Raw genomic sequence first — 25,990 nt, 5'->3', positions numbered from 1 at the left:
AGGGCCCCTCGGTTCCGAGGGGCCCTTCGCCGGTTCAGCAGCCGAGGAAGTGGCAGCGCACCACCTTCGGCGTCTCCAGCACCGAGCCCGCCTTGACGTCCTGCGCGAGCCGGACGTACTGGGCGTGCGTCCAGGCCAGCGGGGTCGCCGACGCGTTGGGCGTGCCGACCGGGAACCCGGTCTGTCCCGACGGCGGGTTCTCGTCCCACACCTGCTCCGGCATGGTCTCCGCCGAGCTGCTCACCCGGCCGAGGTCACGCAGCCGCCGCGCGGCCGACGCCGGGTCGCCGAGCGTCAGCTCGTACTCGCCGCGCTCGCCGGCGAGCAGCGGCCACAGCCGCCCGAACGTGGTGCGGCTCCCGGCCGGGAACGTGTAGTCCCACGGCGAACCGTCGGCCTGCTCGCCGTAGCCGTCCTTCGTGTACCGGTGCCAGAACTGCCCGGTGGGCGTCGTGAACGCGATGTCCTTGTCCGTGACGCGAATGCTGTTCTCGATCACCGGGTCGTCGGCCCGGTAGACGCCGAGCCGGACGAGGTCGAGGAAGCCCGCGTCGGTGACCGCGCGCTGGTCCATCGTGACGCTCGAGTTGCCGAGGTTGTACGTCGTCCCCGCGTTGGCGTCGGCGTCCTTGGTCAGCCGGACGAAGTACGGGTCCTTCGACAGCGGCCCGTTCGTGGTGATCGTCTGCTTCGGCAGGTCGGCCTTGAACTTGTCGGCCGCGGCGAGGTAGCGGGCGGCGTCCGCCGAAGCTCCGTTGTGCGAAGCCAGATCCGCGGCGCAGACCAGCCCGGCGATCACCGACGCGATGGTCGACGGGGACCAGCCGTCCTGCTCCTCCCAGCGCTCCTGCTGGGTGTACGGCGCCGGCTGCCCGTTCGGGCCGACGTAGCCGATGATGAAGTCGGCGGCCTTCCGGACGCCGGGCCACAGGTCGTCGCGGCCGAGCTGCTGGGCCAGCACGATCGGGAAAGCGGTTTCGTCGAGCTGAATCGACGTCCAGTACGGCACGCCGTCGACCCGGCTGTTCTGCGGCATGTGCCCGTCGGCCTGCTGCTGCGTGCCGAACATGTAGCTCACCGCGCGGTTCGCGGCACCCTGGTCGCCGCCGGCGGCCAGCCCGGTCGCGATCTGGTAGAGGTCACGCGGCCAGACCAGGTGGTAGGTCCCGGACGGCGACCACTCCGGGTCGTTGTTCCCGAACCGCCAGGGCATGCTCGGCGACGCGATGAAGGCGCCCGGGTGGTGCTTGTCCTCGCTCGCGGCCAGCGTCAGCATCGACGCCTTGTAGAGGTCGCGCTCGGCGTCGGTCTTCAGCGACGACGGCGGCTTGCTCACCCCGCGCAGGTACTGCTCCCAGCCGCGGTCGTACGCGCGCGTGATGTCGCGGACACCGCGGCGCTGCGACGCCTGCGCGCTGCCGAGCGCGTCCGGCGCCTTCGCGCCCATGCCGAGCGCGAGGGTGACGTGCCGGTTCCGGAGGCCGTCGGCGCTCGTCTGCCCGGTCAGCACGACGTTGCCCTTCGCGGCGGTGTCGTAGCTCTTCAGCTTGAAGGTCTTCGTGAGCTGCGTGGTGCCGTCGGAGTTGCCCGCGTAGCCGACGCTGGTCTTCGTGAACGCGGGCTTCGCGGTGAGCGCGGCGGCGTTCGCGGCGTCCTGCGCGGTGAGCACGTCGCCCTTGCGCGCGGCCGAGTCGTCGGAGCCGTCGTTGGTGAGGTCCGGGTCGGCGATCGCGTAGAGCTGGTACGGCCGCCCGGTAAGCGACTGGAAGTCGACGTCCACCAGCACGGTCGTGGCGGCCGGGTCGGTGACGTAGGTCTTGCGGAGGCGCCAGCGGTGCTGGTCGTCGGTGATGGTCTGCTCGTAGGTCAGGCTGTCGTCGTCGGTCCGCCGGACCTGCTGCGACTTCGCCGCGTGGTCGAGGTCGGCGAAGCTGCGGCCGTCGGTGACGACGAAGTTCAGCGAGCGGACGCTGGGCGTCGACAGGTCCGGGTAGTAGACCTCGGACAGCTGCCCGCCCTGGAGGGTGAACCAGACGTTGCTCGAGCGGTCATGAGCGGTGCCGAAGCCGGTCTTGTTCGCGGGCAGCCAGCTGGGATGGGCGCCCGGGGCGCCCGGAGCATCCCCCTGGGCCGCCGCGATCCCCGGGATCAGCCCGGTGACCAGCAGCCCGGCGAGGGCGCCGAACATGAGTTTGCGCATATCAACCCCACAGAAGATCGCTTCTGCACCGTTACAGAAGCGCTTGGGGAGTCTGCCCGCCGGATCTTCACCGGCGCGTGGTCCGATCCGGTGAACCACTGACCGTCACTGGTCCGGTCGGCGGTTCACGACCAGCGAACGGACTTCACGGCCGCGAAAGCGCACACTTGTTGTAGGTGCAACGGTGTAATCGAGGTGGAGACGTGGACGACGCGATGGACGCCTACTCGCGCGCGGTGAGCACGGTCGCCGAGACCGTGACCCCGCACGTCGCCGGGGTGCAGCTCGAGCGCGGGAGCGGGTCCGCGGTCGTCTTCGCCGAGGACGGCCACCTGCTCACCAACGCCCACGTCGTCAGCGACCACCGGCGCGGGGTCGCCACCTTCGCCGACGGCAGCGAGGTGCCCTTCGACGTCGTGGGCGCCGATCCGCTGTCCGATCTCGCCGTCCTGCGGGCGCGCGGGGAAACGCCGCCGGCCGCCACGCTCGGGGACGCCGACCGGCTGGTCGTCGGGCAGCTCGTCGTCGCCGTCGGGAACCCGCTCGGGTTCGCCGGGACGGTCACCGCCGGGGTGGTCAGCGCGCTCGGCCGGGCGCTGCCGGTGCGGCAGGGGCGCACCACCCGCGTGATCGAAGACGTCATCCAGACCGACGCGGCGCTCAACCCCGGCAACTCCGGCGGCGCGCTCGCCGATTCGGCCGGCCGGGTCGTCGGCGTCAACACCGCCGTCGCCGGCGTCGGGCTCGGGCTCGCGGTGCCGATCAACGCGACGACGCGGCGGATCATCGACACGCTCGTCGTCGAAGGCCGGGTGCGGCGCGCGTACCTCGGCATCGTCGGCGTGCCCGCGCCGCTGCCGGACGACGTCGCCGGGCGCACCGGGCAGAGCGCCGGGCTGCGGGTGCGCGAAGTCGTCTCCGGCGGCCCCGCGGACCAGGCCGGCCTCAAGGCGGGCGACCTCGTGCTGACCGTCGGGCGCACCCGGGTGTCGGACGCCCAGGGCATCCAGCGCCGGCTCTTCGCGGAAGTGATCGGCACCGCACTGCCGATCACCGTGCTGCGCAACGGAGCCATGGTCGACGTCTACGCCACTCCGGCCGAGTTGGCCGGGTGACTTGAGTATCGCGCCCCGGCGTGGCATGGTCGGTGGCACAACACCAACGCGGGAGCTCGCGCCATGGCGGGCTGAGAGGGTGACTTGCGTTTCGCAGGCGTCACCGACCGCATGAACCTGACCGGGTAATGCCGGCGTAGGGAGTGAAAGTCGTTGACGACGCTGGAAAACAAAGACGTCTCCGTCACCACGGGTCCGATCACCGGCTCGCACAAAGTCTTCCACCAGACGGAATCCGGACTGCGCGTTCCCGCGCGCCGGATCGACCTCTCGAACGGCGAACACTTCGACGTCTACGACACTTCCGGCCCGTACACGGACCCGGAAGCCTCGATCGACGTCCACAGTGGACTGCACCGGCTGCGTGCCGGCTGGGCCGACGGGCGTGAGCACAACACCCAGCTCGGCTGGGCCAAGCAGGGCGTGATCACCCGCGAGATGGAGTACATCGCCGCGCGAGAAAGGGTTTCCCCCGAGTTCGTGCGCGCCGAGGTCGCGAGCGGCCGCGCGGTGATCCCGGCCAACCGGAAGCACCCCGAGTCCGAGCCGATGATCATCGGCAAGAACTTCCTGGTGAAGATCAACGCCAACATGGGCAACTCGGCCGTCTGGTCGTCGGTCGAGGAAGAGGTCGACAAGATGGTGTGGGCGACCCGCTGGGGCGCCGACACGATCATGGACCTCTCCACCGGCAAGCGGATCCACGAGACGCGGGAGTGGATCATCCGCAACTCGCCGGTCCCGGTCGGCACCGTGCCGATCTACCAGGCGCTCGAAAAGGTCAACGGGGAGCCCGAAAAGCTGTCGTGGGAGGTGTACCGCGACACGATCGTCGAGCAGTGCGAACAGGGCGTCGACTACGTCACCGTGCACGCCGGCGTGCTGCTGCGCTACATCCCGCTGACCGCGCGGCGCGTCACCGGCATCGTCAGCCGCGGCGGCTCGATCATGGCCGCGTGGTGCCTCGCGCACCACCAGGAGTCCTTTTTGTACACGCACTTCGAGGAGCTCTGCGAACTCCTGCGCCAGTACGACGTCACGTTCTCCCTGGGCGACGGCCTGCGCCCGGGCTCGATCGCCGACGCCAACGACCGCGCGCAGTTCGCCGAGCTGGAAACCCTCGGCGAGCTGACGCACATCGCGCGCTCGCACGACGTCCAGGTGATGATCGAAGGCCCCGGCCACGTGCCGATGCACAAGATCAAGGAGAACGTGGAGCTCGAAGAGAAGCTCTGCGGCGAGGCGCCGTTCTACACCCTCGGTCCACTCGCGACGGACATCGCGCCGGGGTACGACCACATCACCTCGGCCATCGGCGCGGCCCAGATCGGCTGGTACGGCACGGCGATGCTGTGCTACGTCACGCCGAAGGAGCACCTCGGCCTGCCGAACCGCGACGACGTCAAGACCGGCGTGATCACGTACAAGATCGCCGCGCACGCCGCGGACCTCGCCAAGGGGCACCCGTACGCGCAGGAGTGGGACGACGAGCTGTCGAAGGCGCGCTTCGAGTTCCGCTGGCACGACCAGTTCAACCTCTCGCTCGACCCCGACACCGCACGCTCGTTCCACGACGAGACGCTGCCCGCCGAGCCGGCCAAGACCGCGCACTTCTGTTCGATGTGCGGCCCGAAGTTCTGCTCGATGCGGATCACGCAGGACGTCCGCAAGTACGCCGAAGAGCACGGCCTGTCCACTGTGGAGGCCATCGAGGCCGGCATGGCGGAGAAGTCGGCGGAGTTCGGCGAGCAGGCCAACAAGGTCTACCTGCCCGTGGTGCAGCAGTGACACCGAGGACCGCCCTCACCATCGCCGGATCGGACTCCGGCGGTGGTGCGGGCATCCAGGCCGACCTGCGGACGTTCTTCGCCAACGGCGTCCACGGGCTCGTGGCGCTGACCGCGGTCACCGTGCAGAACTCGCTGGGCGTGCAGGGTTTCACCGAGATCCCGGCCGACGTGGTGACGGCGCAGATCAAGGCGGTGGCGTCCGACATGGGCGTCGACGCGGCGAAGACGGGCATGCTCGCCACCGCGGAGATCATCCGCTCGGTGGCGAAGACCCTGGACGAACTCGGGATGGACTTCCCCCTGGTCGTCGACCCGGTGGCGGCGTCGATGACGGGACACGCCCTCCTGCGCGAAGACGCGCTGGAGGCGATCCGCACCGAGTTGTTCCCCCGCGCCACGCTGATCACGCCGAACCTGGACGAAGTCCGCCTCCTGACCGGGGTTTCGGTCGTCGACGCGGCCACCCAGCGCGCGGCGGCGGAGGCGTTGCTGGAGTTCGGTTCCCGCTGGGTCCTGGTCAAGGGCGGCCACATGCAGGGCACGGAGGACTGCGTGGACCTGCTGTCGGACGGCCGCGAGTTCCGGGAACTGAGCGGCCCGAGGTACCTCACGGAGAACACCCACGGCGGCGGCGACACCCTGGCGTCGGCGATCACGGCGTCCCTGGCGAAGGGCTCCTCGGTCCCCGACGCGGTGGCGGAGGGGAAGAAGTTCATCGAACGCTGCGTGGCGGAGTCCTACCCGCTGGGCGCGGGCGTGGGCCCGGTGTCGCCGTTCTGGGTGCTGGACCGCTGAAGCCGCTTCTTCGCGGTGACGGCGCCCGGCGGCACCGGCCGGTACTCCACGCTGATCACCTCGATCCGGTCCCCGGGGATGATGACCCGGCGGTAGGAGTCCGGCAGCGGCCGGAGCGGGCTGTCGGCGTCCGGCTTGGCGGCCAGGGGTTTGGTGAGCAGCAGCTCGCGATCACCCATCGGCAGATCGGCCGTGAAGTTCTCGACCTGCCCGGTGTACACCAGCCCGCCGGCCAGCCGGACCCGGGCGAACACCGCGTGCCCGGCCGGCACGCCGTGCCGGAAGGCCTTGCCCCAGAGGCTGATGACGCGGATCGTTTCCCCGTGGCGCCGGGCCAGCCACTTGTGCAGCCCGAACGCCAGCGCGTGGGAGGTCGCGGCCGCCACGACGAGCGTCAGCACCACCGCGCCGTAGTGGTCCGCCAGGTAGGCGTTCCCGCCGAGGATCAGGGCCCGGGGGTCGAAGAACAGCCGGGGGAAGAGCCACTGCGCCGCCTGCAGGAGCACGACGGTGACCAGGGTGAACCCCAAGCTGCCCAGCGCGACCCGGCCGATCTCGCGGAACGCCGATTCGGCCACCGCCACCCGGCGGCGCGCGCCCAGCAGGTCGAAGAACAAGCCGGGCGCGACGACGAGCAGGAACAGCACGGCCGCGAGCCACGTGCCGGGGATCATCCGGAGTAGTCGGCCGGATGCCGGTCACCGTCGCCGTCGCCCGGGACACCTTCGTCCACCGCGCCGTCCGTCGGAGGCTCGCTGCTCATGATCAGCTGGGGTGGCTCGTCCATCGCCCGCGCGACCTCGTCCACGCGCCACCGGGAGAACCAATCGGTCACGTCCGGCCACCTTTCACGACGGGGTTCGCCACCTCGGCCTCCCTGGAGTCGCGGCACCGGCGACGGCCGTTACCGAGCGGCCGCCGGCTCGTCAGCGGACCGGCTGCAGCTCCCGGCCGTCGTACTCCTCGCGGGACGACCGGATCCGATCGAAGTTCGCCTGGGACCACGTGCTCAGCGCCACCAGGTGCGCCCCCACCTCCGCGCCCATCTCCGTCAGCGCGTACTCCACCGTCGGCGGCGTGGTCGGGTACACCGTGCGGGTCAGGAAGCCGTCGCGCTCCAGCTGCCGGAGGTTCTGGGTCAGCATCTTCTGGCTGATGCCGTCCACGGCCCGGCGCAGCTCGCCGAAGCGGTGCGGGCCGCGGGACAGCGCGCCCAGCACCAGGGCCGTCCACTTGTTGGCCAGCAGGTCCAGCACGTCCCGGCAGGGACAGCTCCGGAGGTAGACGTCCCAGGGTCCGTCCTGGTCACAGGTGGTTTCCATCAGGTACCTACTTTACGGATAAGTGCCTTCTAGCGAAAAGTGCCTACCCGTCCGAGTATAGGAGGCGACCTCGAACAGAAGGAGTGGAGCAATGCGCATCGTGACCCAGGAGACCCTCGGCGGGCCGGAGGTGCTCCGCGTCACCGAAGCACCGCGCCCGGAACCCGGGCCGACGGAGGTCCTGGTGCGGGTGCGGGCCGCCGGGATCAACCCCGTCGACTGGAAGGTGCGGGCCGGCGGCGGGTTCCTCGGCGAGCCGCCGTTCACCGTCGGGTGGGACGTCGCCGGCGTCGTCGAAGCGGCCGGTTTCGGCGCCACCGGCGTCCGGGAAGGCGACGAAGTCCTCGGCATGCCGTGGTTCCCGCGCCCGGGCAACGCGTACGCGGAGTACGTCACCGCGCCGTCGCGGCACTTCGTGCGCAAGCCCGCCGGGCTGTCGTTCGCCGAGGCCGCCGCGCTGCCGCTGGCCGGGCTGACCGCCTGGCAGGGCCTGGTCGACGTCGCGGACGTCCGGAAAGGACAGCGGGTGTTCGTCGACGCCGCCGCCGGCGGGGTCGGGCACCTCGCCGTGCAGATCGCCAAGGCGCGCGGGGCGCACGTCATCGGCACGGCCAGCGCCGGCAAGCACGACCTGCTGCGCGAACTCGGCGTCGACGAACCGATCGACTACCACGACGAGAACGCCACGGCGTCCGATGTGGACGTCTACTTCGGACTCGTCGGCGAAGACAGCGACCTGCGCTGGCTCCCCGCGATCAAGGCGGGCGGCCTGCTGATCGGCGTCCCCAGCGGCGTCGCGGACCGCGTCGAAAAGGCCGCCGCCGCACGGGAAGTCCACACGAGCCGGATCCTCGTCGAGCCGGACCGCGGCGGGCTGACCGGCCTCGTCGAGCTCATCGAGGCCGGTCAGCTGAAGGTCCGCGTCGAACGGACCTTCCCGCTGGAAGACGTCGCCAAGGCGCACGAGCTCGGCGAATCCGGGCGGGTGTCCGGGAAGCTCGTGCTGACCCTCTAACCCCGGGCGACCACCTGCGGCAGCACCGTCGTGAGCCCGGTCCAGTCCGCGGTGACGACCGACGCGTGCTGCTTCGCCAGGTCGGCGACGCGCTGGTTGGCCTGCTCGACCGTCGGGTTGTGGGCGTCGATGGCCGGCGCGACGTTCTGCGCGTCGGTCATCACGACGTAGTAGTGGTTCGCGTCGTACCACCACGGCCCGGTCTGCGTGACCCACGCGTTCGCGTCGCCGTCGAACACCACGAACCACGGCTTGAGGTCGGCGGTGTACTTGTCCCGCGGGTCACCGCCGGCCGCGCCGTGCACGGTCGGGAAGATGTTCGCGTCGCCGAGCTTGCCGGCGTTCTTGAGCCCGACCAGGTACCGCGCGTACTCGACGTCGGTCTTCAGCGTGTCGGTCGGGTTCCCCTCTTCGACCGTGCCCGGGATGATCTCGGTGATCACCCGGCCCCGCAACGCGTCCACCGACGGCCAGTTGTCCGCCTTGGCCGCGTCGTCGAGCGTGGCGTAACCGCCCAGCAGCTCGGCCGGGCGGAAGGCGACGCTGCCGAGGTGCGAGCGGAACGTCGCGTCCAGCTCGTCCGGGCCCATGCCGGTGTTGTCCGAGAAGCCGGTCTTCATTTCGAGCTTGAGCGTGAGCGGCGCGTGCCCGGGGTGGGCCGCGAGCCAGATCCGGATGTCGTCGAGGCAGTACTCGAGGTTCTTGTTCTTGCCGCCACTGTAGAGCTGCGACGCCGAGGTGGCCGCGACGCAGTTGTTGTTGTTCCCCAGCGGGTTCGAGTGGCTGACCTTCCACTCGTGGGTGAAGAAGTCCGGCCAGACGTCGAGCTCGATCAGCGACGAGCCTGCGTCGAGCGCCTGGGCGAGGTAGCCGTAGGCCGCCGGGTCGTAGGTGTTGTGCACGCCGACGGTCGTGACGTGGGAAAGCTTCGGGCTGTCCGCGTGGGCCGCGGTCGCTCCGGAGAGCACGAGCGCAGCCGTGAGGAGTACCACCGAGGAGAGCTTCATCCAGGCTCCTTCGCCCCGTGAACTGGTGAGTAGCCCACACAATGTGCCACCGTGGTTGACTCTTGATGAAGGAAAAGCGGCCGATTGGCCTAGACCAGAAGTCGGGAAAACACCATGCCAACGAGCCTTCCGACCGCGTTGACCATCGCCGGGTCGGACTCCGGCGGCGCCGCCGGGCTGCAGGCGGACCTGCGCACGTTCCTGACCTGCGGCGTGCACGGCCTGGTCGCGGTCACCGCCGTCACCGTCCAGAACACCCTCGGCGTGCACGACCGCGCCGACCTGCCGCCGCACATCGTGGCCGGGCAGATCGAGGCCGTGGCGGCGGACATGGGCGTCGGCGCGGCCAAGACGGGCATGCTGGCGTCGGCCGGGATCATCGAGGCGGTCGCGGTCGCGTGCGACAACGCGGAGATCGGCCGGGACGCCCGGATCCCGTTCGTGGTCGACCCGGTGGCGGCGTCGATGCACGGCCAGCCACTGTTCGACGAGGCCGGCCTGCACGCGCTGCGCGACGAGCTGCTGCCGCGCGCGACGGTGCTGACCCCGAACCTCGACGAAGTCCGGCTCCTGACCGGCATGACGGTGACCGACCGCGAAGGCATGCACACCGCGGCGGTCGTGCTGCACCGGATGGGCCCGCGGTACGTCCTGGTGAAGAGCGGCCACCTGCAGTCGGACCCGGAGTGCGTGGACCTGCTGTTCGACGGCTCGACGTTCGTGGAGCTGCCGGGCAAGCGCTACTCGACCCCGCACACGCACGGCGCGGGCGACACGATGGCGTCGGCGCTGACGGCCGGGCTCGCGAAGGGCATGTCGGTGGTCGAGGCCGCGCGGTACGGCAAGTGGTTCGTTTCGCAGGCGGTCGAGCACGCGTACCCGATGGGTGCCAAGGTCGGACCGGTGTCGGCCTTCTGGAGGCTGGCTCCCGAGGAGCGCTGAAGTCCGGCGACTGGCCGGCGAGGTGCGTCACCGCGACCGTTACCATCCCTGCGTTTACTGATCCTTGACCCAAGCAGGGGGCGGCCTTGACCGGACGCGAGCGGGTGGCGAAGGTCCTCGAAGACCGCCGCTTCCAGAACTTCATCATCGCCGTCATCGTGTTCAACGCGGTCACGCTCGGGATGGAGACGTCGACGTCGATCATGGCCGGGTACGCCGGGCTGCTGCACGTGCTCGACCACATCGCGCTCGGCATCTTCGTCACCGAGCTGCTGGCGAAGTTCTACGCCTACCGCGGCGGCTTCTTCCGCGACAACTGGAACGTCTTCGACCTGCTGGTGGTCGGCATCGCGGTGATCCCGGCGACCGGGCCGTTCGCGGTGCTGCGGTCCTTGCGTGTGCTCCGGGTGCTGCGGCTGATCTCCGTCGTGCCGTCGATGCGGAAGGTCGTCTCCGGGCTGCTCGCCGCCATCCCCGGCATGGCCTCGATCGCCGCGTTGCTCGCGCTGATCATCTTCGTGGCCGGGGTGATGGCGACGAAGCTGTTCGGCGCCATCGACCCCGGCGACTTCGGCGACCTCGGCACGTCGCTGTTCACCCTGTTCCAGGTGATGACCGGCGAGGCCTGGCCCGACATCGCCAAGACGATCATGGAACAGGCGCCGATGGCCTGGATCTTCTTCGTCGTCTACATCCTGGTGTCCAGCTTCGCGGTGCTGAACCTCTTCATCGCCGTCGTGGTCAGCGGCATGGAGGACGAGCTGCGCCAGGACATCCGCGAGGAGGAGGCGAAGCAGGCCGAAACCCAGGCGGCGGCGAACCAGGAGATCCTCGACGAGCTCCGCGCCCTGCGTGCGGAGCTCGCCGAGCTGCGGCAGAAGGCCGCTTAGCGGAACGCGGCGACGGTGCGCGCGGCCCAGTCGGCGAAGGAGCGGGGACCCCGGCCGAGGACCCGCTCGACGTCGGGGCTGACGCGCACTTCGGCCGGGCTCGGCGAGCCGAGGATGTCCAGGGTGTCGTCGGCGAGCTCGGCCGGCATGCTCCGCGTCATGCCCGCCTTGGCCTCCTCGCGGGTCTGCTCGTGGAACCGCACCGGCGAGCCCAGCGCGGCGGCGATGGCCGCCGTCTGCTGCCGCGGCGTGATCGCTTCCGGCCCGGTCAGCTCGTACACGCCGCCGGTGTGCACCTCGTCCAGCAGGCAGGCCGCGGCGACGTCGGCGATGTCCGCCGGGTCGATGACGGGCACCCCCGTGTCGCCGAAGGGTGCGGCGACTGTCCGCTGGGTGCGGACGCTTTCGGCCCACCACAGGGCATTCGACGCGAAGCCGCCCGGCCGCAGGACGGCCCAGTCCGGCCCGGCCGCCCGCACCGCGTCCTCCAGCTCGCGCATCGCGACCCGCGTCGTGCCGAAGGGCCTGGTCACCACCCCCAGGGTGGACAGCAGGACGATCCGGCCGACCCCGGCGCGCGCGGCCCGCTCGACGACGTCGGCAGGATTCGCCCCGATGGCGTGCAGGTCGCCGGACAGCAGCAGGAACAACGCCTTCGCCCCGGCCAGCACGGGCTCGAGACCGGCGGGCTCCGCCAGGTCGGCCACCACGTGCCGGACGCCGTCCGGCACGGCCGCGGCGTGCCGCGACACCGCCGTCACCTGCTGTCCCGCTCCGGCCAGCGCCCGCACCAACGGCCGGCCCACGTTCCCGGTAGCCCCGGTCACCACGATCATGAACAGCTCCTTCGTCCGATTCCCGCTGTGTTCGGGGGACGCTAGGAGCCGAGCTAACTTCTGGTAAGTACATACCTCTGGGTAAGCTCATGACATGACCGGAGGCCCACAGCTCACCCCGGCCGGCGCCGAGGCTCGGTATGAGGTGTTTCACACCGACTGCGTCGCGCGCGACGTCGTCGACCACGTCACCAGCCGGTGGGGCATCTGGGTGCTGATCTCCCTGCGGCGCACCGACCTCAGGTTCTTCGAGCTGCGCGAGAGCATCCAGGGCATCAGCGAAAAGATGCTGGCCCAGTCGCTGCGCGCGCTGGTCCAGGACGGCCTGGTCTGGCGGCGGGTCGAGCCGACCACGCCGCCGCAGGTCACCTACGGGCTGACCGAGTTCGGCCGGGACGTCGGCGAGCCGCTGACGGAGCTGTTCGACCGGATCACGCGCCGGCTCGCGGACTAGCTCAGTCGTCCGCGATCAGGGCCTCGAGCGCCGGGATCGCCGTCGTCAAGGCTTCGCGGTGCTCGGGCGAGAGCCGGTCGAGGCGCCGGTTCAGCTCCTGGACGCGGGTCGACCGGACGCCGGAGACGAGCCGCTCGCCCTCCTCGGTCGCCTTCGCCAGCCACGCCCGGCGGTCGACCGGGTCGGACTCGCGGCTGACGTAGCCGGCCTCGACCAGGGACGCGATGATCCGCGACATCGTCGCCGCGGCGACGCCCTCCTTGGCCGCGAGGTCGCCGAGGCGGAGCTGGCCGGAGTTCACGAGCGTCGCCAGCGCCGAGATGGCACCGTGGCCCGGTCCCGGCACACCCGCCTGCCGCAGGGACCGCGACAGCCTGCCGACGGCCAGGTACAACCTGCCCGAGACGTCCTGGACCGATGTGCTCGTCACGGCTGGCTCCTTCTGCCCTGCCCCGCCGCGGGTGCGCCGGAAAGTGCCGTCCACCTTACGGGCTCGCGGTGCGCGTTCGGCGTGAAGCCACTCTGGTGTTGTACCGGGGCTTCGCCCCGGGCCCGGGGGCGCCGCCACCCGGAGCCCCCGAAAGCAGCAGTTCACCGGGGTGGACTCGACGCTTTCGCCCAGAAGCGCTGCGGCACCCGCCCCGCCGCGCGGGCCAGGTGACCGGCGACGACGGCCGCACGCATCGCCGAAGCCATCCGCTCCGGATCGGCCGCCCGGGTGACGGCGGTGGACAGCAGGACGGCGTCGCAGCCGAGCTCCATCGCCAGCGTCGCGTCCGACGCCGTGCCGATTCCGGCGTCCAGGATCACCGGCACGCCCGCCCGCGAAACGATCAGCTCGATGTTGTGCGGATTCCGGATGCCGAGGCCGGTGCCGATCGGCGCGCCCAGCGGCATCACCGCGGCGCAGCCCGCCTCTTCCAGGCGCAGCGCGAGCACCGGGTCGTCGTTCGTGTAGGCGAACACGGTGAACCCGTCGGCGGCCAGCCGTTCGGCCGCGTCGAGGGTCTCGAACGGGTCCGGGAGCAGCGTCCGGTCGTCGGCGTGCACTTCGAGCTTGATGAGATCGGTCTCCAGCGCTTCCCGCGCGAGCTGCGCGGTGAGCACGGCTTCGGCGGCCGTCCGGCAGCCCGCGGTGTTCGGCAGCAGCTCGATGCCGAGCTTCTTCAGCAGTTCGAGGACACCGGAGCCGCCCTCGGCGTCGGCGCGGCGCATCGCGACGGTGGTCAGCTCGGTGCCGGAGGCGACCAGCGCGCGTTCGAGCACGGCCAGGTTGGCCGCGCCGCCGGTGCCGATGATCAGCCGGGACGACAGCTTGGCGGTGCCGATGACCAGCGGTTCTTCGTCCACTTCAGCCTCCCTGGACGGCGGTGAGCACGTCGACGCCCGCACCCTTGGGCACGACGGTGGCCGCCCAGTCGCCCCGGCGGACGACGACGCCGTCGACCGCGACGGCGATCCCGGGCCGCGGGCCACCGGACGCGTCGAGGACGTCGGCGACGGTCGCGCCGTCCGGGAACTCCGTCCACTGGCCGTTGAGCTTGATCTCCATCACACGTGCTCCTTCTTCTGCAGCCGGGCGGGCGAAGCCGCTTCGACGCCTTCGGGCGGCTCCTCCCCCTCGAGCCAGGCGACCACGGCGGCCGCGGTCACGGGGGCCATCAGCAGGCCGTTGCGGTGGTGCCCGGTGGCGGCGAAGACGCCGTCGTCCAGGACACCGATGTAGGGCAGCACGTCCCGGCTGGCGGCGCGCAGGCCGGCGGCGGTCTCGACCAGCTCGTACTCGGTGATCGCGGGGAAGACGCGTTCGGCGCCTTCGAGCAGCTCGCGCACGCCCCGCGCGGTGACGGCCCGGTCGAAGCCCGCTTCGTACTGCGTGGCGCCGAGGACGAGCTCCTGGTCGCCGCGCGGGACGAGGTAGATCGGCCGGCCCTCGACGACCGCCCGCACGGTGTGCGCGGGCGGCGGCAGGCAGCCGCGGCGGGGCTTCAGCCGCAGGATCTCGCCCTTGAGCGGCCGGACGGCGCCGGCCAGCCGCGGGTGCAGCCGCCCGGTCCACGCGCCCGCGGCGAGCACGACGGCTTCGGCGTCCGGCAGGCTCTCGACGCGCTCGCGCACGAACCGGACGTCGTGGTTGACGCACGCCGCGTAGAGCGCGTTGAGCAGTTTCCGGTTGTCCACGGCCAGGTCGCCGGGCACGTGGAGTCCACTTCGGACGGACCCGACGCCGGGTTCGAGCCGCTTCGTCTCCCGCCCGGTGAGGCGCTCGGCCGCGCGGCCGATCGAGTGCAGGTAGCCGGCGAGGATGTCGAGGTGCCCGGCGTCGGCGCTGTCGAACGCGACGACGAGCGTCCCGTGCCCGGTGAGACCGGGGTCGACGCCCTCTTGTCCGAGGTCGCTCGCGAAGCCCGGCCAGCGTTTCAGCGACGCTTCGCCGAGGCTGAGCACGTCTTCTTCGCCGGGCCAGGCCTCGGTGACCGGGGCGAGCATGCCACCGGCCAGCCAGGACGCGCCGCCGCGAGCGGGCTCGGGATCGTGCACGGTGACGTCGTGGCCCGCCTTCGCGGCCCGCCACGCCGCGGACAGGCCGATCACGCCGCCGCCCACCACTGCCAGGTTCGTCATGGGATCACGCTCCCTGCGCCGGCATGACCCGGATCAGGTTCCACGGTCGGAGCGGCAGCTCCCTCTCAGCCCGTGCCTCGGGCTCCCGTGCGGACCCGTCCACCCTAACTCCCGGGGTACGGTCGCCGCTATGCCCGCCCTCTCCGGTGACAAGATCCGCGCCCGCCTCGACGCCGCGCGCCTGTACCTGTGCACGGACGCCCGCACCTCCCGCGGCGACTTGGCCGCGTTCGCCGACGCGGCCCTCGCCGGCGGCGTCGACGTCATCCAGCTGCGCGACAAGACCGGCGGTGCGCCACTGGAGGCCGCGGCCGAAATCGCGGCGCTGGAGGTGCTGGCGGAGGCGTGCGAGCGCCACGGCGCGCTGCTGTCGGTGAACGACCGCGCGGACGTGGCGCTGGCGGTCGGCGCGGACGTGCTCCACCTGGGCCAGGACGACATCCCGGTCCCGCTGGCCCGCCGCATCCTCGGCGACGACGTCGTGATCGGCCGCTCGACCCACTCCCTCGACCAGGCGCTGTCGGCGTCGGCGGAGCCCGGCGTGGATTACTTCTGCACGGGCCCCTGCTGGCCGACGCCGACCAAGCCGGGCCGCGACGCACCGGGCCTGGACCTGGTGCGCGCGGTGGCCGGCTGGGCCCCGGAACGCCCGTGGTTCGCAATCGGCGGCATCGACGGCGACCGGCTGCCTTCGGTGCTGGACGCGGGGGCGTCCCGCATCGTCGTCGTCCGCGCGATCACCGAGGCCGAGGACCCCGCCGAGGCCGCCCGCGCGCTCCGCTCCCACCTGGTCTGACCGCAGTCACGCGGTGCTCGACGCGAGGGCGTCCCGCATCGTCGTCAGCCACTCGCGCCCTTCGCTCCCAGCTGGCCTGACCACAGTCACGACGTCGGCGTGGCCGCGCCCCCTGACTGGTGGGCGGGGTCGTCGTGGCCGGGTCAACGACGATCGGCTGCCTTCGGTGCTCGACGCGAGGGCGTCCCGCATCGTCGGCCGCGCGACCACCGAAGCCACCCGAGCCCTCCGCACCCACGCGGTCCGACCGCAGTCACGGCGTCGGCGTGGCCGAGGTCAACGACGACCGACTGCCTTCGGTACTCGACGCGAGGGCCTCCCGCAACGTCGGCCGCGCGACCACCGAAGCCACCCGAGCCCTCCGCTCCCACCTGGCCTGACCACAGTCACGGCGTCGGCGTGGTCGCCGCCCCCTGGCTGGTGGGCGGGGCCGTCGTCGCCGGGGCCGAGGTCGACGGCTGCTGCGTCGACGTGCTCGGCGTGGTCGTCGGCGTCTCCGACGAGGTCGTCGGGGCCGTCGACGTTTCCGGCGGGGTCGTGGTCGTCTCCGTCGGGGACACCTGGGTGTCGCTGGTCCCGGTGGTCGGCGTCGTCGACGGTGTGGTGTCGGTGTGGCCGCCACCGCCGCCGAAGATCTTGCCGATGCTCGTGCCCGTGCCGCCGCCGATCCGGGCGCCCGTCGCCGACTCGAGGCCGACGATCGCCAGGATCGCCACCGCGAACGCCGCCACGCTGGTGCCGATGATCAAGGGCCAGCGCAGTTTCCGCAGCCGCGAGGGCCCGTCCTCGGCGGGCTTCTCCAGCTGCACCGTCGGCTGGTCGGTAATCGGAATTTCCACCTCGGCCGGCACGTCCGGCGCGGGTCCCCGCCGCCGGATCCCCGACGTCGCCAGCACGCGGGCCTTCGCCGCCGCCTCGCGCGTGCGTTGCAGCGAGCGCAAGTACAGCTCGCCGCCGACCGTCGACACCACGCTCGCCACGCCCGCGCCGACCACCGTGCCCGCCACGCCGAGCGTCGAGCCCAGCAGCGCGGCGGTCACCGCCGCGAGCGCCGCCGCCAGCACCTGCACGATCCGCAGGCCCGGCTTTTCCTCCGTCTTTCCTTCGGAAGCCGCTTCGTTCTCCTTCGTCATGATCCCGATCCGAGTAGTCCGTGTTCTCCCCTTGTCCAACGGTTAAGGCGCGCGAGGAACTCCCCGCGTTGCCGCGGCGTGAGGAGTACCACTCCGTCTGTCCACAGTAGACACTCCCATCCGAACGATTTCTTGACATACTCGGCACATGGAACTGGTGACGATCTGCGACATCGAGGCCGCCGCGAAGCGCGTCGAAGGTGTCGCCGTGCGCACGCCCCTGTTGGTCCAGACGTGGGATCCCCGCGGCACCCTGTGGCTCAAACCCGAAAGCCTGCAGCCGATCGGCGCGTTCAAGGTGCGCGGTGCGTTCAACGCGATCGGGGCCCTCGACGACGAAGCGCGCGAACGCGGTGTCGTCGCGTACTCGAGCGGCAACCACGCGCAGGCGGTCGCGTACGCCGCGCAACGCTACGGCGTACCCGCGGTGATCGTCGTGCCGGACGTCGCGCCGCGGATCAAGGTCGAGGCCACCCTCGCGTACGGCGCCGAGGTGATCGAGGTGCCGATCGGCGAGCACGAGGGGAAAGCGCGTGAACTGGCCGCCGAACGCGGGCTGACCCTCGTCCCGCCCTTCGACGACGCGGCCATCATCGCCGGGCAGGGCACCGCGGGCCTGGAGATCGCCGAAGACCTGCCGGACGTCGACGTCGTGCTCGTCCCGGTCAGCGGCGGCGGGCTGGCGGCCGGCGTCGGCACCGCGCTGAAGGCCCGCTGCCCGCGGGCGCGCGTGATCGGCGTCGAGCCGGCACTGGCAGCGGATGCCGCCGACAGCCTCCGGCGTGGTGAGCTGGTCCGCTGGCCGCAGGCCGACCGCGCCCGCACGATCGCCGACGGCCTGCGCTCGCAGCCGTCCGAGCTGACCTTCGCCCACCTGCGCGAGGTCGTGGACCAGATGGTCACGGTCTCCGAGGACGAGATCCGCGAGGCCGTGCGCGTCCTGGCCCGCCAGGCCCGCCTGGTCGCCGAGCCCAGCGGCGCGGTGACGACGGCCGCGTACCTCTTCCACGCCGGCGAGCTGCCGGCCGGCAAGACGGTCGTCCTGGTCTCCGGCGGCAACGCCGACCCGGCGATGTTCGCGGAGATCCTCGCGGGCTAGGAACCGGCGACCGGGGTCCCGCCGCCGCGGACGTGCGTCGGCGGGCCCTCGACGCCGCAGTGGTAGCACTCACCCAGGTGGGGGCACTCGTCGTCGGGCTTGAGCGGCGACGGCGGAGCCGGTGGCTCCAGGACGCCGTTGTGGATGCCCAGCGCGATCAGCCCGCCCGCGATGGCCAGCGCCGCGCAGATGACCAGCGCCGTCCGCCAGCCCGCCGTGAGCGCCACCGGGTCGGCGTACGCCTCGCCGGTCAGCCCGGCCGCCGCGGGCAGCACCGCCACAGCCAAGAGCCCGCCGGAGCGGGCGATCGCGTTGTTGACGCCGGAGGCGACGCCGGCGAAGCGGTCCGGGGCCGCGGCGAGCACCGTCGCGGTCACCGGGGCCACCACCGTCGCCAGGCCGAGCCCGAACACCACGACCGCGGGCAGCACCGTGCCGAAGTAGGACGCCCCGGGCGCGATGCGCAGCATCAGCAGCATGCCGACGCCTACGACGATCGGGCCGACGACCAGCTGCGTGCGCGGGCCGATGCGCTGCGCGAGCGCGCCGGAGCGCCCCGACAGCAGCAGCATGACGACCGTGAGCGGCAGCCCCGCCAGCCCGGCGGCGGTCGGCGAATAGCCGAGCGACACCTGCAGTTGCATGACCAGCAGCATCATCACCCCGCCGAGCGCCGCGTAGACGACGAACGTCAGCGCGTTCGAGAGCGTGAACGTCCGGTCGCGGAACAGCGACGGCGGCACGAGCGGTTCCGCCGAGCGGTGCTGGAGGAGGACGAACGCGGCCAGCCCCGCGATCCCGAGCAGGCCCGCGATCAGCACGATCGGGTCGCCGATCCCGCGTCCCGGCGCCTCCACCAGCGCGCCGGTCACCCCGGCGAGGCCGACGGCGCCGAGCGCGGCCGCCCCGAAGTCGGGGTGGCCGGTGGCCTCCGGGTCACGCGATTCGGGGACGAACTTCCGCGCCATCAGGACCACGGCGATGGCGATGGGCACGTTGATGAGGAACGCCAGCCGCCACGACCAGACCTGCACGAGGAACCCGCCGAGCAGCGGGCCGGCGGCGGCCGCGATGCCGCCGAGCCCCGACCAGGCGCCGATCGCGCGGGCGCGGGCGTCGTGCGCGAAGGACGACTGGAGGATCGCGAGCGAACCCGGCGTCAGCAGCGCGCCGCCGATGCCCTGCAGGATCCGGGTCGCGACGAGCATCTCGGTGGACTGCGCGGCGGCGCACAGCCCCGAGGCGACGCCGAACCAGACGACGCCGACGAGGTACGTGCGGCGCCGCCCGTACCGGTCGCCGAGCGAGCCGGCGACGAGGATGAGCGCGGCGAGCGCCAGCAGGTACCCGTCGAGGATCCATTGGAGCCCGGCGACCGAGGCGTTGAGCTCGGTGCCGATGCGGGGCAGGGCGACGTTGACGATGGTGCCGTCGAGCATCGCCATGCCCGACCCGAGGATGGTGGTGGCGAGGACGCCGCGCGCGGCGTGCGTCCCCCACCGGATCCCGGTGTCTTCGGTGGCAGTCACGTGCTCACTCCACCGCGCCGGTGATCCCCCGTCAACCGGGCCCTACGGCAGCAGCGTCGTGACGAACTTGTACCGGTCGCCGCGGTAGACCGAGCGGGCGAACTCGACCGGCTTGCCGTCCGTGGCGAACGAGTGCCGGGTCAGCATCAGCACCGGCATGCCGACGTCCGCGCCGAGCATTTCCGCTTCCTGCGGCCCGGCGAGCGAGGTCTCGATCGTCTCTTCGGCACGTTCGAGTTCGACCCCGTAGTGCTCGCGCAGAACGGCGTACAACGAACCGCCCGCGGAGACGTGCTTGCGCAGTCCGCGGAAACGGCCGAGCGGGAGGTGGGTCGTCTCCAGCGCCATCGGCTGGGAGTCCGCGAGTCGAAGGCGTCGAAGGCGAAGGATTTTCGCGCCGGTGCGGATTCCGAGGAGCTTCGCGAGGTCACCCTCCACCGGCAGCTCTTCGACTTCGAGGAGCTTCGAAGAAGGCTTCAGGCCCTGCTTGCGCATGTCCTCGGTGTAGGACGACAACTGCAGCCGCTGCGCGAGCTTCGGCTCGGCCGCGAAGGTGCCTTTTCCCTGCACACGGTGCAGGCGGCCCTCGGCGGTCAGGTCCGCCAGCGCCTGGCGCACGGTGGTGCGGGAGACCGTGAACTCCCCCGCGAGCGCGCGTTCGGTCGGGATCGGCGACCCCGGCGGGAGGACGTCCAAAAGGTCGAGGAGGTGCTGTTTCAATGCCCAATACTTGGGCTCGCGCTGCCCGCGCATCCCGGCGACGGTACCCGCCTCGCCCGTGGTGGTGGTCTCCAACATGCCCGACTCCCTATGCCTTCCCTCATCACACGCCACGTCCCCGTATGAAACGTACCCTTTTCCACCGACGGCCCGCCCCACTAACATTGGTCTAGACCTGACCGACGCCGCCTGAGTCCGGTACATAATGCCGGAGGTGGAGAGGAAAATGATGACCCAACAACGGCCCGGCGAGCACATGGCCGCGGAGATCGCCCAGCAGCCGGACGTCCTGGCCGGTCTGGTGCAGCGTCAGTCGGAAATCGCCGAAGTGGCGGAAAAGATCTCACAACGGCCCCCGCGGTTCGCTTTGCTCGCCGCGCGTGGATCGAGTGACCACGCAGCGTTGTACGCGAAGTACCTGATCGAGGTACTCCTCGGCCTTCCGGCCGGTCTGGTTTCCCCGTCCACGGCGACGCTGTACGGCGCGCGACCCGATTTGCGGGACGTGCTGTTCGTCACCGTCAGCCAAAGCGGCGGGTCGCCTGACCTGATCGAGGTCACCGAAACGGCGCGGCGCCAGGGCGCGCTGACCGTTTCCGTGACCAACACCCCGGACTCGCCGTTGCGGGCGGCGTCCGAACTCGGCATCGACATCGGCGCGGGTGTCGAGCAGGCCGTCGCGGCGACCAAGACGTACTCCGCGACGCTGATGGCGCTCTACCTGCTCGTCGACGCGGTGCGCGGCGGCAAGGCGGCCGACGCCGAGAAGATCGGCGAACTCGCGCAGCAGACCCTCGAGGGCGCCACCGAGGGCGTGCAGCGGGCGGTCGACCGGTACCGGTTCGTGAACCGGGTCCTCACCGCCGCCCGCGGCTACTCCTACGCGACCGCGCTGGAGGGGTCGCTCAAGCTCGCCGAGACGAGCTACCTCGCGGCGCGCGCGTACAGCGGGGCCGACCTGCTGCACGGCCCGGTGGCGGCGGTCGACGACCAGACCGCGGTGCTGGCGGTGACCAGCGCCGGGCACGGCGCCGAAGCCATGCGCGACGTCGTCGACGCGGTCGGCAAGCGCGGCGCGGACGTCGTCGCGGTCGGTTCGGCGTCCGCGGACACCCCCGCGGCGCTGCGGATCGACGTCCCGCAGACCGTCGAAGAGCTGGCGCCGATCCTGGAGATCCTGCCGATCCAGCAGATCGCGTTGGGCCTCTCGCTGGCGCGCGGCGGCGACCCGGACAACCCGCGCGGCCTGCTCAAGGTGACCAAGACCCGGTGACCTCCGCGATCGGCGTCGACGCCGGCGGCACGTCGACCAGGGCCGCACTGGTCGACGCCGCCGGCGTCGTGCTCGGCACCGGGCGCGGCGAAGGCGCCAACCCCAACGCGCACGCGCCGGAGGTCGCCGCGGGCCGGATCGCCGGCGCGATCACCGCGGCGCTCGGCGACCGCGACCCCGGCACCGTGCGGGCGTGCGTCGTCGGCATGGCCGGGGTCAGCAAGCTGAGCGACCCGGCGGTGGCGTCGGTGTTCGAAGCGGCGTGGGCGCGGATCGGGCTCACCGGCGTGGTGCGGACCGTCGCCGACGCCGAAGTGGCGTACGCGTCGGCGACGTCGGCCCCCGACGGGACGGTCTTGGTCGCCGGTACCGGTTCGATCGCGGGCCGGATCCGCAAGCGGCGCCTCGCCGGCACCGCGGGCGGCTACGGCTGGCTGCTCGGCGACGAGGGTTCGGCGTTCTGGCTCGGCCGCGAAGCCGTCCGTTCCACTTTGGAGGCTCTCGGCCGCGGCCGTCCCCTCGAAGGACTGCCGTCGGCGGTGCTCGCCACCGCGCTCGGACCGTCCGGTTTGGACGTCCGGACCGACGCCGGGCGGCTCGCCGCGTCGCGCGCGCTCATCACGGCCGCCAACGCCGAGGCGCCGGTGCGGCTCGCCCGCTTCGCGCCGTTGGTGAGCGCGGCGCACGACGCCGGCGAGCCCGCGGCCCGGGAGATCGTCGGCCGCGCGGCCGAGTTGCTCGTCGCGAACGCCCTGGCCGCGCGCGAGCCCGGCGAGTCGACTCCGGTCGTGCTCGTCGGCTCGGTGCTCACCGGGGACAGCCCGGTCGGCGCGCTCGTCCGCCGCGGGTTGGCCGGCCTCGAGGTGCTGACCAGCTCCGATGGCGTGCTCGGTGCGGCGTGGCTGGCCGCCGTGGACGCCTTCGGCGAAGGCGCGCCGAGACCCGCTCCACCAGCGGATTGAGCGAAACGCGGGCCGAAACCGCGAAAACGTCGACTGAACCCGGGTCGGCCGGGTACCGTAGGCAGTGGCCCCCGGACCCTCCCCCCTCGCCGGGGGCCGCCTTATGCCCTGGGTACGTCGTCCGAGCTGGTCTCCGGCGTCAGGCGCAGGCCGGGGTGCTCCGGTGGCAACGCCCGGTAGAGCACCCACCCGCTCACCGCGACGGTCAGCGCGACCAGCGGCCACGACAGCACCGTGCGGGCCACGCCGAGCGCGACGACCTGACCGGCCCACCACAGCAGGCCGTAGACGACCACGCGCAGCACGTACTGGAGCACCCACACCCAGCTGGCCCGTGAATACGCCTTGAGCAGCACCGCGTCCCGGCGCCAGCGCGCCTTCTGCCCGAGCAGCAGCCCGACGACGACGCCGAGCAGCGGCCAGCGCACCACGATGCTGGCCGCCCACAGCAGGGCGCTGGCCACATTGGACATCAGCTGCAGCAGGAAGAAGTCCTGCGCGCGTCCGGTGTGCAGGGCGATCAGCGCGGCCGCGACGACGGCGGCCAGGCTGACCACGAGCGCGCGGATCTTGCCGCCCCGGACGACCCGGTAGACCCCGAGCGCGAGGGCGACCGCGATGGCGGCCCCGGCACCCCAGGCGACGGACTGCCCGGCCACGAGCCAGCCGACGACGAAACCGGCGGGCGGGACGCTGGCGTCGAGCGCACCCCGGCGGCCGCCGAGGATCTGCGCGAGCGACTCACGGGGTTCTCCGGACACCTCTCCAGCCTGCCGGAAAGCCCCCGGGACGCCGCAAGCAGGGAGATCTTCGCCACATCGGGTGCCGGGTTTGCCTCTTGGTGTGCTGTTTCACGGCATGCCGAAGGTGAAGACTGCGTAATAAGGGAGCGGAGAAGGCCGACAAGATAAGACACTGTTACCCCGGGCTGAACAGCCGGGGGTGGCGCGGGGGTTGGACCCCGATGGTTAGTTGTGGTGTACAACTACATGTCGGGGAGTCGGTCGCAGGGATGGGGAAGGGGACCCAACGTGTACGGAATCGACAGCTATGTAGCCCTAGGAGACAGCTTCACCGAGGGCCTCAACGACGCCTTGCCGGACGGCTCGTTCCGCGGCTGGGCCGACCGGCTCGCGGAGATCCTGGCGGCGGGCCGGGCGGACTTCCGGTACGCGAACCTGTCGCTGCGGGGCAAGATGCTCGACGAGATCATGGACGAGCAACTCCCGATCGCCCTGGAACTGAAGCCCGACCTGGTCACCCTCTGCGCGGGCGGCAACGACATCATCGTGCCGGGCGCGGACGTCGATGCGGTGGCGGAGCGCCTGGAGGAAGGCGTCGCCAAGCTGCGCGAGGCGGGCATCCCGGTGCTGATGTTCAACGGCCCGGACACGAAGGTCCTGTCGGTGATGTCGGTCCTGCGCGGCAAGGTGGCGATCTACAACACCCACCTGTGGGCCATCGCCGAGCGCCACGGCGCCCGCATGGTCGACCTGTGGGCGATGGCCCCGCTGCACGACCGCCGGGCCTGGAGCGACGACCGCCTCCACTTCTCCTCGGACGCCCACCGCCGCATCGCGTGGAAGTCCGCGGAGGTCCTGGGCATCCCCGTGGAGGGTGATTGGCGAGAGCCGTGGCCGGCGGAGGCGGTCCCGAGCCGCTGGATCGACTCGCGGCGCTCGGACCTGACGTGGACGAAGGTGCACCTGCTCCCGTGGATCCGCCGCCAGCTGCGCGGCGAGTCGATGGGGGACGGGCTGTCACCGAAGCGGCCGCAGCTCGCGCCGTTGGCTCCGCTGACGCCGCTGCCCCAGATGGACGTGCTCGAGGTGCCGGACAACGCTCAGCAGGCCAGCTGAGGGGTTCTCGGTTTGCCCGTGGGGGCGGGCCAGGCTTCCTGGGCGGGTTTTCGGGGTGGCCCGGAAGTCGCGAATGACTCATTGGGGGCGCCTGGGGTCCCGAATGAGTCGTTCGGGACCTCTCTAGCGTCGCGCGGGACTCGCCCGGGTCTCGGCCAGCACAGCCCGCCCCAGCACAGCCCGCCCCAGCACAGCCCGCCCCAGCACAGCCCGCCCCAGCACAGCCCGCCCCAGCACAGCCCGCCCCAGCACAGCCCGCCCCAGCACAGCCCGCCCCAGCAGAACCCGCCCTCCCTGGGGGCCACCCCGTCGTCAGCCTATCCGCCGCCACCGACGGAAAGTGCTCGCTCGATCACGAACCCCGAAGTTGTCCACATGTCGACTTGCCTGGGGACAACTTGTGGACGGACCGCCCCGGCCGACTCGCCAACCCGCCGCACCGGGCCTACCCTCCCCTTATGTCCGGTCGGCGTCGCTGGATCCTGCTGGTCCCGATCGCGGTGCTGGTCACGGCGCTGCTCGCGGGGATCGTGACCTGGGCTCAGGCCGGGAGCGTCCAGCGTGATCTCACCTCCCGCTCGCAAGCCGCGCTCGCCGCCGCCGGGTTGCCCGCCGGGAGCGTCACCTTCGACGGCCGGGACGCCACCCTCACCGGCTTCGCGCCCGGCCAGGCCCTCCGCGCGCTCGAAGTCGTCCAAGGGGTCGACGGGGTCCGCGCCGCCAAGTTCGAGGGCGACGTCGTGCCGGTCGCCCCGAGCACGAGCCCAGCACCGCCGCCGAGCGCGGCCCCCAGCAGCAGCACCCCGCCGCCGCCCACCACGACGACCACCGCGCCGCCGCCGACCGACAAGGCCGGGGTGCAGGCCGAGATCGACCGGATGCTCGCCGAGGCGCCCGTGACCTTCGTGCCGGACACCGCCCGGCTCACACCCGAAGGGGAACAGGCCGCCCGCGGCATCGCCGTCGCGCTCGCCAAGTCGCCGGAGACCTTCCGCTACCGCGTCACCGGGCACGTCGGGCGCGGGCCCGGCGGCGAGAGCGCCGCGCTGAAGCTGTCCCGCGACCGGGCCCGGGCCGTCGCCCGGATCCTCACCACCAACGGCCTCACGACCAAGCGCGTGACCTACCGGGGCCTCGGCGACACCCGGCCGGCCGACGGCGGCGAAGAGGACCGGCGGGTCGAAATCACGGTCATCTGAAGGGGTGGTGCCGATGTTGTGGCTGTTCGGGCAGATCTGGCTGTGGCTGATCGTCGCCTTCGCGCTCGGCGCGCTCACCTCGTGGCTCGTCCTGCGGATCCCGAAGCGCGCCGAAGCACGGGAAGCCGTCGAAGCGCCGTACGAGCCGGAACCCGAGCCGCGGTACGACGAACCGCTCGCGGCCGAGCAGACGCAGTTCATCCCGGCCGCCTGGACGCAGGGGCCGCCCCAGGAGCACCACGAGGCCGACGACGAGCCCGAGCCCGTCGGCCACCGCGAAGGGCACCTGCCGCTGCCGCCGCAGCGCGGGGCCGAGGCCGAGGACTGGCCGACCGAGGAAGAACCGGCCTGGCCCGAGAGCGAGGAGGCCGCCCCGCGGTGGCCGCAGCAGCCTGGGCGCGGTGGCTGACACCCATCCTGGTAAATTCG

28 protein-coding genes and 2 riboswitches are annotated in these 25,990 nt (G+C 71.9%); of the genes, 14 read left to right on the top strand and 14 right to left on the bottom strand.

Going from position 1 to position 25,990, the window contains the following annotated elements:
- Nucleotides 1-34 precede the first annotated feature (34 nt).
- The gene (locus tag ACLJQM_RS07780) at nt 35-2,200 is read right to left on the bottom strand and encodes a glycoside hydrolase family 15 protein (protein ID WP_410630576.1); all 2,166 of its coding nucleotides are present in this window, start codon (nt 2,198-2,200) and stop codon (nt 35-37) included.
- 203 nt (nt 2,201-2,403) lie between these two features.
- Here ACLJQM_RS07780 and ACLJQM_RS07775 point away from each other — a divergent pair, with 203 nt between their 5' ends.
- The 3 genes from ACLJQM_RS07775 (at nt 2,404) to thiD (ACLJQM_RS07765) (ending at nt 5,900) form a co-directional block, all read left to right on the top strand.
- Entirely contained in the window at nt 2,404-3,315 is a 912-nt protein-coding gene (locus ACLJQM_RS07775) for a S1C family serine protease (RefSeq protein ID WP_360780142.1), read from the top strand.
- A gap of 38 nt (nt 3,316-3,353) precedes the next feature.
- Nucleotides 3,354-3,475, top strand: a riboswitch (TPP riboswitch).
- Entirely contained in the window at nt 3,469-5,103 is a 1,635-nt protein-coding gene (gene thiC, locus ACLJQM_RS07770; protein WP_410630575.1) for a phosphomethylpyrimidine synthase ThiC, read from the top strand. Its footprint overlaps the riboswitch before it by 7 nt.
- Nucleotides 5,100-5,900, top strand: a complete 801-nt coding sequence (gene thiD / locus ACLJQM_RS07765) for a bifunctional hydroxymethylpyrimidine kinase/phosphomethylpyrimidine kinase (RefSeq protein ID WP_410630573.1) — start codon at nt 5,100-5,102, stop codon at nt 5,898-5,900. Before thiC ends, thiD (ACLJQM_RS07765) begins: the two co-directional genes overlap by 4 nt.
- Here thiD (ACLJQM_RS07765) and ACLJQM_RS07760 read toward each other — a convergent pair.
- From ACLJQM_RS07760 to ACLJQM_RS07750, 3 genes are all read right to left on the bottom strand, one after another.
- A complete protein-coding gene (locus ACLJQM_RS07760; protein WP_410630572.1) occupies nt 5,843-6,574 on the bottom strand; it encodes a DUF6338 family protein in 732 nt (243 codons plus the stop codon). The two genes, thiD (ACLJQM_RS07765) and ACLJQM_RS07760, sit on opposite strands and share 58 nt — an antisense overlap.
- Nucleotides 6,571-6,735, bottom strand: coding sequence for a hypothetical protein (locus tag ACLJQM_RS07755; protein ID WP_410630571.1), 165 nt, complete (start codon nt 6,733-6,735; stop codon nt 6,571-6,573). Before ACLJQM_RS07755 ends, ACLJQM_RS07760 begins: the two co-directional genes overlap by 4 nt.
- Nucleotides 6,736-6,826: 91 nt before the next feature.
- Entirely contained in the window at nt 6,827-7,222 is a 396-nt protein-coding gene (locus ACLJQM_RS07750; protein ID WP_360780153.1) for a winged helix-turn-helix transcriptional regulator, read from the bottom strand.
- Between the two features lie 91 nt (nt 7,223-7,313).
- Here ACLJQM_RS07750 and ACLJQM_RS07745 point away from each other — a divergent pair, with 91 nt between their 5' ends.
- Nucleotides 7,314-8,237, top strand: a complete 924-nt coding sequence (locus ACLJQM_RS07745; RefSeq protein ID WP_410630570.1) for an NADP-dependent oxidoreductase — start codon at nt 7,314-7,316, stop codon at nt 8,235-8,237.
- On the opposite strand, the gene ACLJQM_RS07740 is transcribed toward ACLJQM_RS07745, so the two are convergent.
- Nucleotides 8,234-9,244, bottom strand: a complete 1,011-nt coding sequence (locus ACLJQM_RS07740; RefSeq protein ID WP_360780156.1) for a phosphatidylinositol-specific phospholipase C domain-containing protein — start codon at nt 9,242-9,244, stop codon at nt 8,234-8,236. The two genes, ACLJQM_RS07745 and ACLJQM_RS07740, sit on opposite strands and share 4 nt — an antisense overlap.
- 114 nt (nt 9,245-9,358) lie before the next feature.
- Here ACLJQM_RS07740 and thiD (ACLJQM_RS07735) point away from each other — a divergent pair, with 114 nt between their 5' ends.
- Both thiD (ACLJQM_RS07735) and ACLJQM_RS07730 read left to right on the top strand, forming a co-directional pair.
- Complete coding sequence (thiD, locus tag ACLJQM_RS07735; RefSeq protein ID WP_247017784.1) at nt 9,359-10,186, top strand: bifunctional hydroxymethylpyrimidine kinase/phosphomethylpyrimidine kinase; 828 nt, start codon at nt 9,359-9,361, stop codon at nt 10,184-10,186.
- An 86-nt stretch (nt 10,187-10,272) separates the two neighbouring features.
- A complete protein-coding gene (locus ACLJQM_RS07730; protein WP_247017782.1) occupies nt 10,273-11,076 on the top strand; it encodes an ion transporter in 804 nt (267 codons plus the stop codon).
- Here ACLJQM_RS07730 and ACLJQM_RS07725 read toward each other — a convergent pair.
- A complete protein-coding gene (locus ACLJQM_RS07725) occupies nt 11,073-11,912 on the bottom strand; it encodes an SDR family oxidoreductase (RefSeq protein ID WP_410630569.1) in 840 nt (279 codons plus the stop codon). The two genes, ACLJQM_RS07730 and ACLJQM_RS07725, sit on opposite strands and share 4 nt — an antisense overlap.
- A gap of 94 nt (nt 11,913-12,006) precedes the next feature.
- On the opposite strand from ACLJQM_RS07725, the gene ACLJQM_RS07720 reads away from it, so the two are divergent.
- A complete protein-coding gene (locus ACLJQM_RS07720) occupies nt 12,007-12,366 on the top strand; it encodes a winged helix-turn-helix transcriptional regulator (protein ID WP_360780166.1) in 360 nt (119 codons plus the stop codon).
- Nucleotide 12,367: 1 nt separating this feature from the next.
- On the opposite strand, the gene ACLJQM_RS07715 is transcribed toward ACLJQM_RS07720, so the two are convergent.
- The 4 genes from ACLJQM_RS07715 to thiO all read right to left on the bottom strand — a co-directional run bounded on the left by ACLJQM_RS07715 (nt 12,368) and on the right by thiO (nt 14,991).
- Nucleotides 12,368-12,796 (bottom strand): MarR family winged helix-turn-helix transcriptional regulator, encoded by a 429-nt coding sequence (locus ACLJQM_RS07715; protein ID WP_247017776.1) that lies wholly within the window; start codon nt 12,794-12,796, stop codon nt 12,368-12,370.
- Nucleotides 12,797-12,957: 161 nt separating this feature from the next.
- Complete coding sequence (locus tag ACLJQM_RS07710) at nt 12,958-13,716, bottom strand: thiazole synthase (protein ID WP_247017774.1); 759 nt, start codon at nt 13,714-13,716, stop codon at nt 12,958-12,960.
- A gap of 1 nt (nt 13,717) precedes the next feature.
- A complete protein-coding gene (thiS, locus tag ACLJQM_RS07705; protein WP_247017772.1) occupies nt 13,718-13,918 on the bottom strand; it encodes a sulfur carrier protein ThiS in 201 nt (66 codons plus the stop codon).
- The gene (thiO, locus tag ACLJQM_RS07700; protein WP_360780171.1) at nt 13,918-14,991 is read right to left on the bottom strand and encodes a glycine oxidase ThiO; all 1,074 of its coding nucleotides are present in this window, start codon (nt 14,989-14,991) and stop codon (nt 13,918-13,920) included. The genes thiS and thiO overlap by 1 nt, the downstream gene beginning before the upstream one ends.
- Nucleotides 14,985-15,090: riboswitch (TPP riboswitch) on the bottom strand. (Overlaps the previous gene by 7 nt.)
- Before the next feature lie 31 nt (nt 15,091-15,121).
- Here thiO and thiE point away from each other — a divergent pair.
- Nucleotides 15,122-15,787: a thiamine phosphate synthase gene (thiE, locus tag ACLJQM_RS07695; protein ID WP_360780175.1), complete on the top strand. Its 666-nt coding sequence runs from the start codon at nt 15,122-15,124 to the stop codon at nt 15,785-15,787.
- A gap of 386 nt (nt 15,788-16,173) precedes the next feature.
- On the opposite strand, the gene ACLJQM_RS07690 is transcribed toward thiE, so the two are convergent.
- Nucleotides 16,174-16,920, bottom strand: coding sequence for a hypothetical protein (locus ACLJQM_RS07690; RefSeq protein ID WP_247017765.1), 747 nt, complete (start codon nt 16,918-16,920; stop codon nt 16,174-16,176).
- Between the two features lie 148 nt (nt 16,921-17,068).
- Here ACLJQM_RS07690 and ACLJQM_RS07685 point away from each other — a divergent pair, with 148 nt between their 5' ends.
- Entirely contained in the window at nt 17,069-18,019 is a 951-nt protein-coding gene (locus ACLJQM_RS07685; RefSeq protein ID WP_410630568.1) for a threonine/serine dehydratase, read from the top strand.
- On the opposite strand, the gene ACLJQM_RS07680 is transcribed toward ACLJQM_RS07685, so the two are convergent.
- Nucleotides 18,016-19,548: an MFS transporter gene (locus tag ACLJQM_RS07680; RefSeq protein ID WP_410630567.1), complete on the bottom strand. Its 1,533-nt coding sequence runs from the start codon at nt 19,546-19,548 to the stop codon at nt 18,016-18,018. The two genes, ACLJQM_RS07685 and ACLJQM_RS07680, sit on opposite strands and share 4 nt — an antisense overlap.
- 42 nt (nt 19,549-19,590) lie before the next feature.
- On the bottom strand, nt 19,591-20,346 hold the full coding sequence (locus tag ACLJQM_RS07675; RefSeq protein ID WP_247017758.1) for a GntR family transcriptional regulator: 756 nt from the start codon (nt 20,344-20,346) through the stop codon (nt 19,591-19,593).
- Between the two features lie 148 nt (nt 20,347-20,494).
- Here ACLJQM_RS07675 and ACLJQM_RS07670 point away from each other — a divergent pair, with 148 nt between their 5' ends.
- Together ACLJQM_RS07670 and ACLJQM_RS07665 are read left to right on the top strand one after the other, a co-directional pair.
- Complete coding sequence (locus tag ACLJQM_RS07670; RefSeq protein WP_247017756.1) at nt 20,495-21,541, top strand: SIS domain-containing protein; 1,047 nt, start codon at nt 20,495-20,497, stop codon at nt 21,539-21,541.
- A complete protein-coding gene (locus tag ACLJQM_RS07665; RefSeq protein ID WP_410630566.1) occupies nt 21,538-22,503 on the top strand; it encodes an N-acetylglucosamine kinase in 966 nt (321 codons plus the stop codon). Before ACLJQM_RS07670 ends, ACLJQM_RS07665 begins: the two co-directional genes overlap by 4 nt.
- A gap of 101 nt (nt 22,504-22,604) precedes the next feature.
- On the opposite strand, the gene ACLJQM_RS07660 is transcribed toward ACLJQM_RS07665, so the two are convergent.
- A complete protein-coding gene (locus ACLJQM_RS07660; protein ID WP_247017751.1) occupies nt 22,605-23,264 on the bottom strand; it encodes a DUF3159 domain-containing protein in 660 nt (219 codons plus the stop codon).
- Nucleotides 23,265-23,534: 270 nt separating this feature from the next.
- On the opposite strand from ACLJQM_RS07660, the gene ACLJQM_RS07655 reads away from it, so the two are divergent.
- The 3 genes from ACLJQM_RS07655 to ACLJQM_RS07645 all read left to right on the top strand — a co-directional run bounded on the left by ACLJQM_RS07655 (nt 23,535) and on the right by ACLJQM_RS07645 (nt 25,970).
- A complete protein-coding gene (locus ACLJQM_RS07655; RefSeq protein ID WP_410630565.1) occupies nt 23,535-24,362 on the top strand; it encodes an SGNH/GDSL hydrolase family protein in 828 nt (275 codons plus the stop codon).
- 458 nt (nt 24,363-24,820) lie between these two features.
- A complete protein-coding gene (locus tag ACLJQM_RS07650; RefSeq protein WP_360780197.1) occupies nt 24,821-25,561 on the top strand; it encodes an OmpA family protein in 741 nt (246 codons plus the stop codon).
- A 13-nt stretch (nt 25,562-25,574) separates the two neighbouring features.
- On the top strand, nt 25,575-25,970 hold the full coding sequence (locus ACLJQM_RS07645) for a hypothetical protein (RefSeq protein WP_360780199.1): 396 nt from the start codon (nt 25,575-25,577) through the stop codon (nt 25,968-25,970).
- Nucleotides 25,971-25,990: the final 20 nt, after the last annotated feature.

It is taken from the genome of Amycolatopsis sp. cmx-4-83, from assembly GCF_046548815.1.
Lineage (GTDB): Bacteria > Actinomycetota > Actinomycetes > Mycobacteriales > Pseudonocardiaceae > Amycolatopsis > Amycolatopsis pretoriensis_A.
This window is presented reverse-complemented; position numbering and strand designations above follow the sequence as displayed.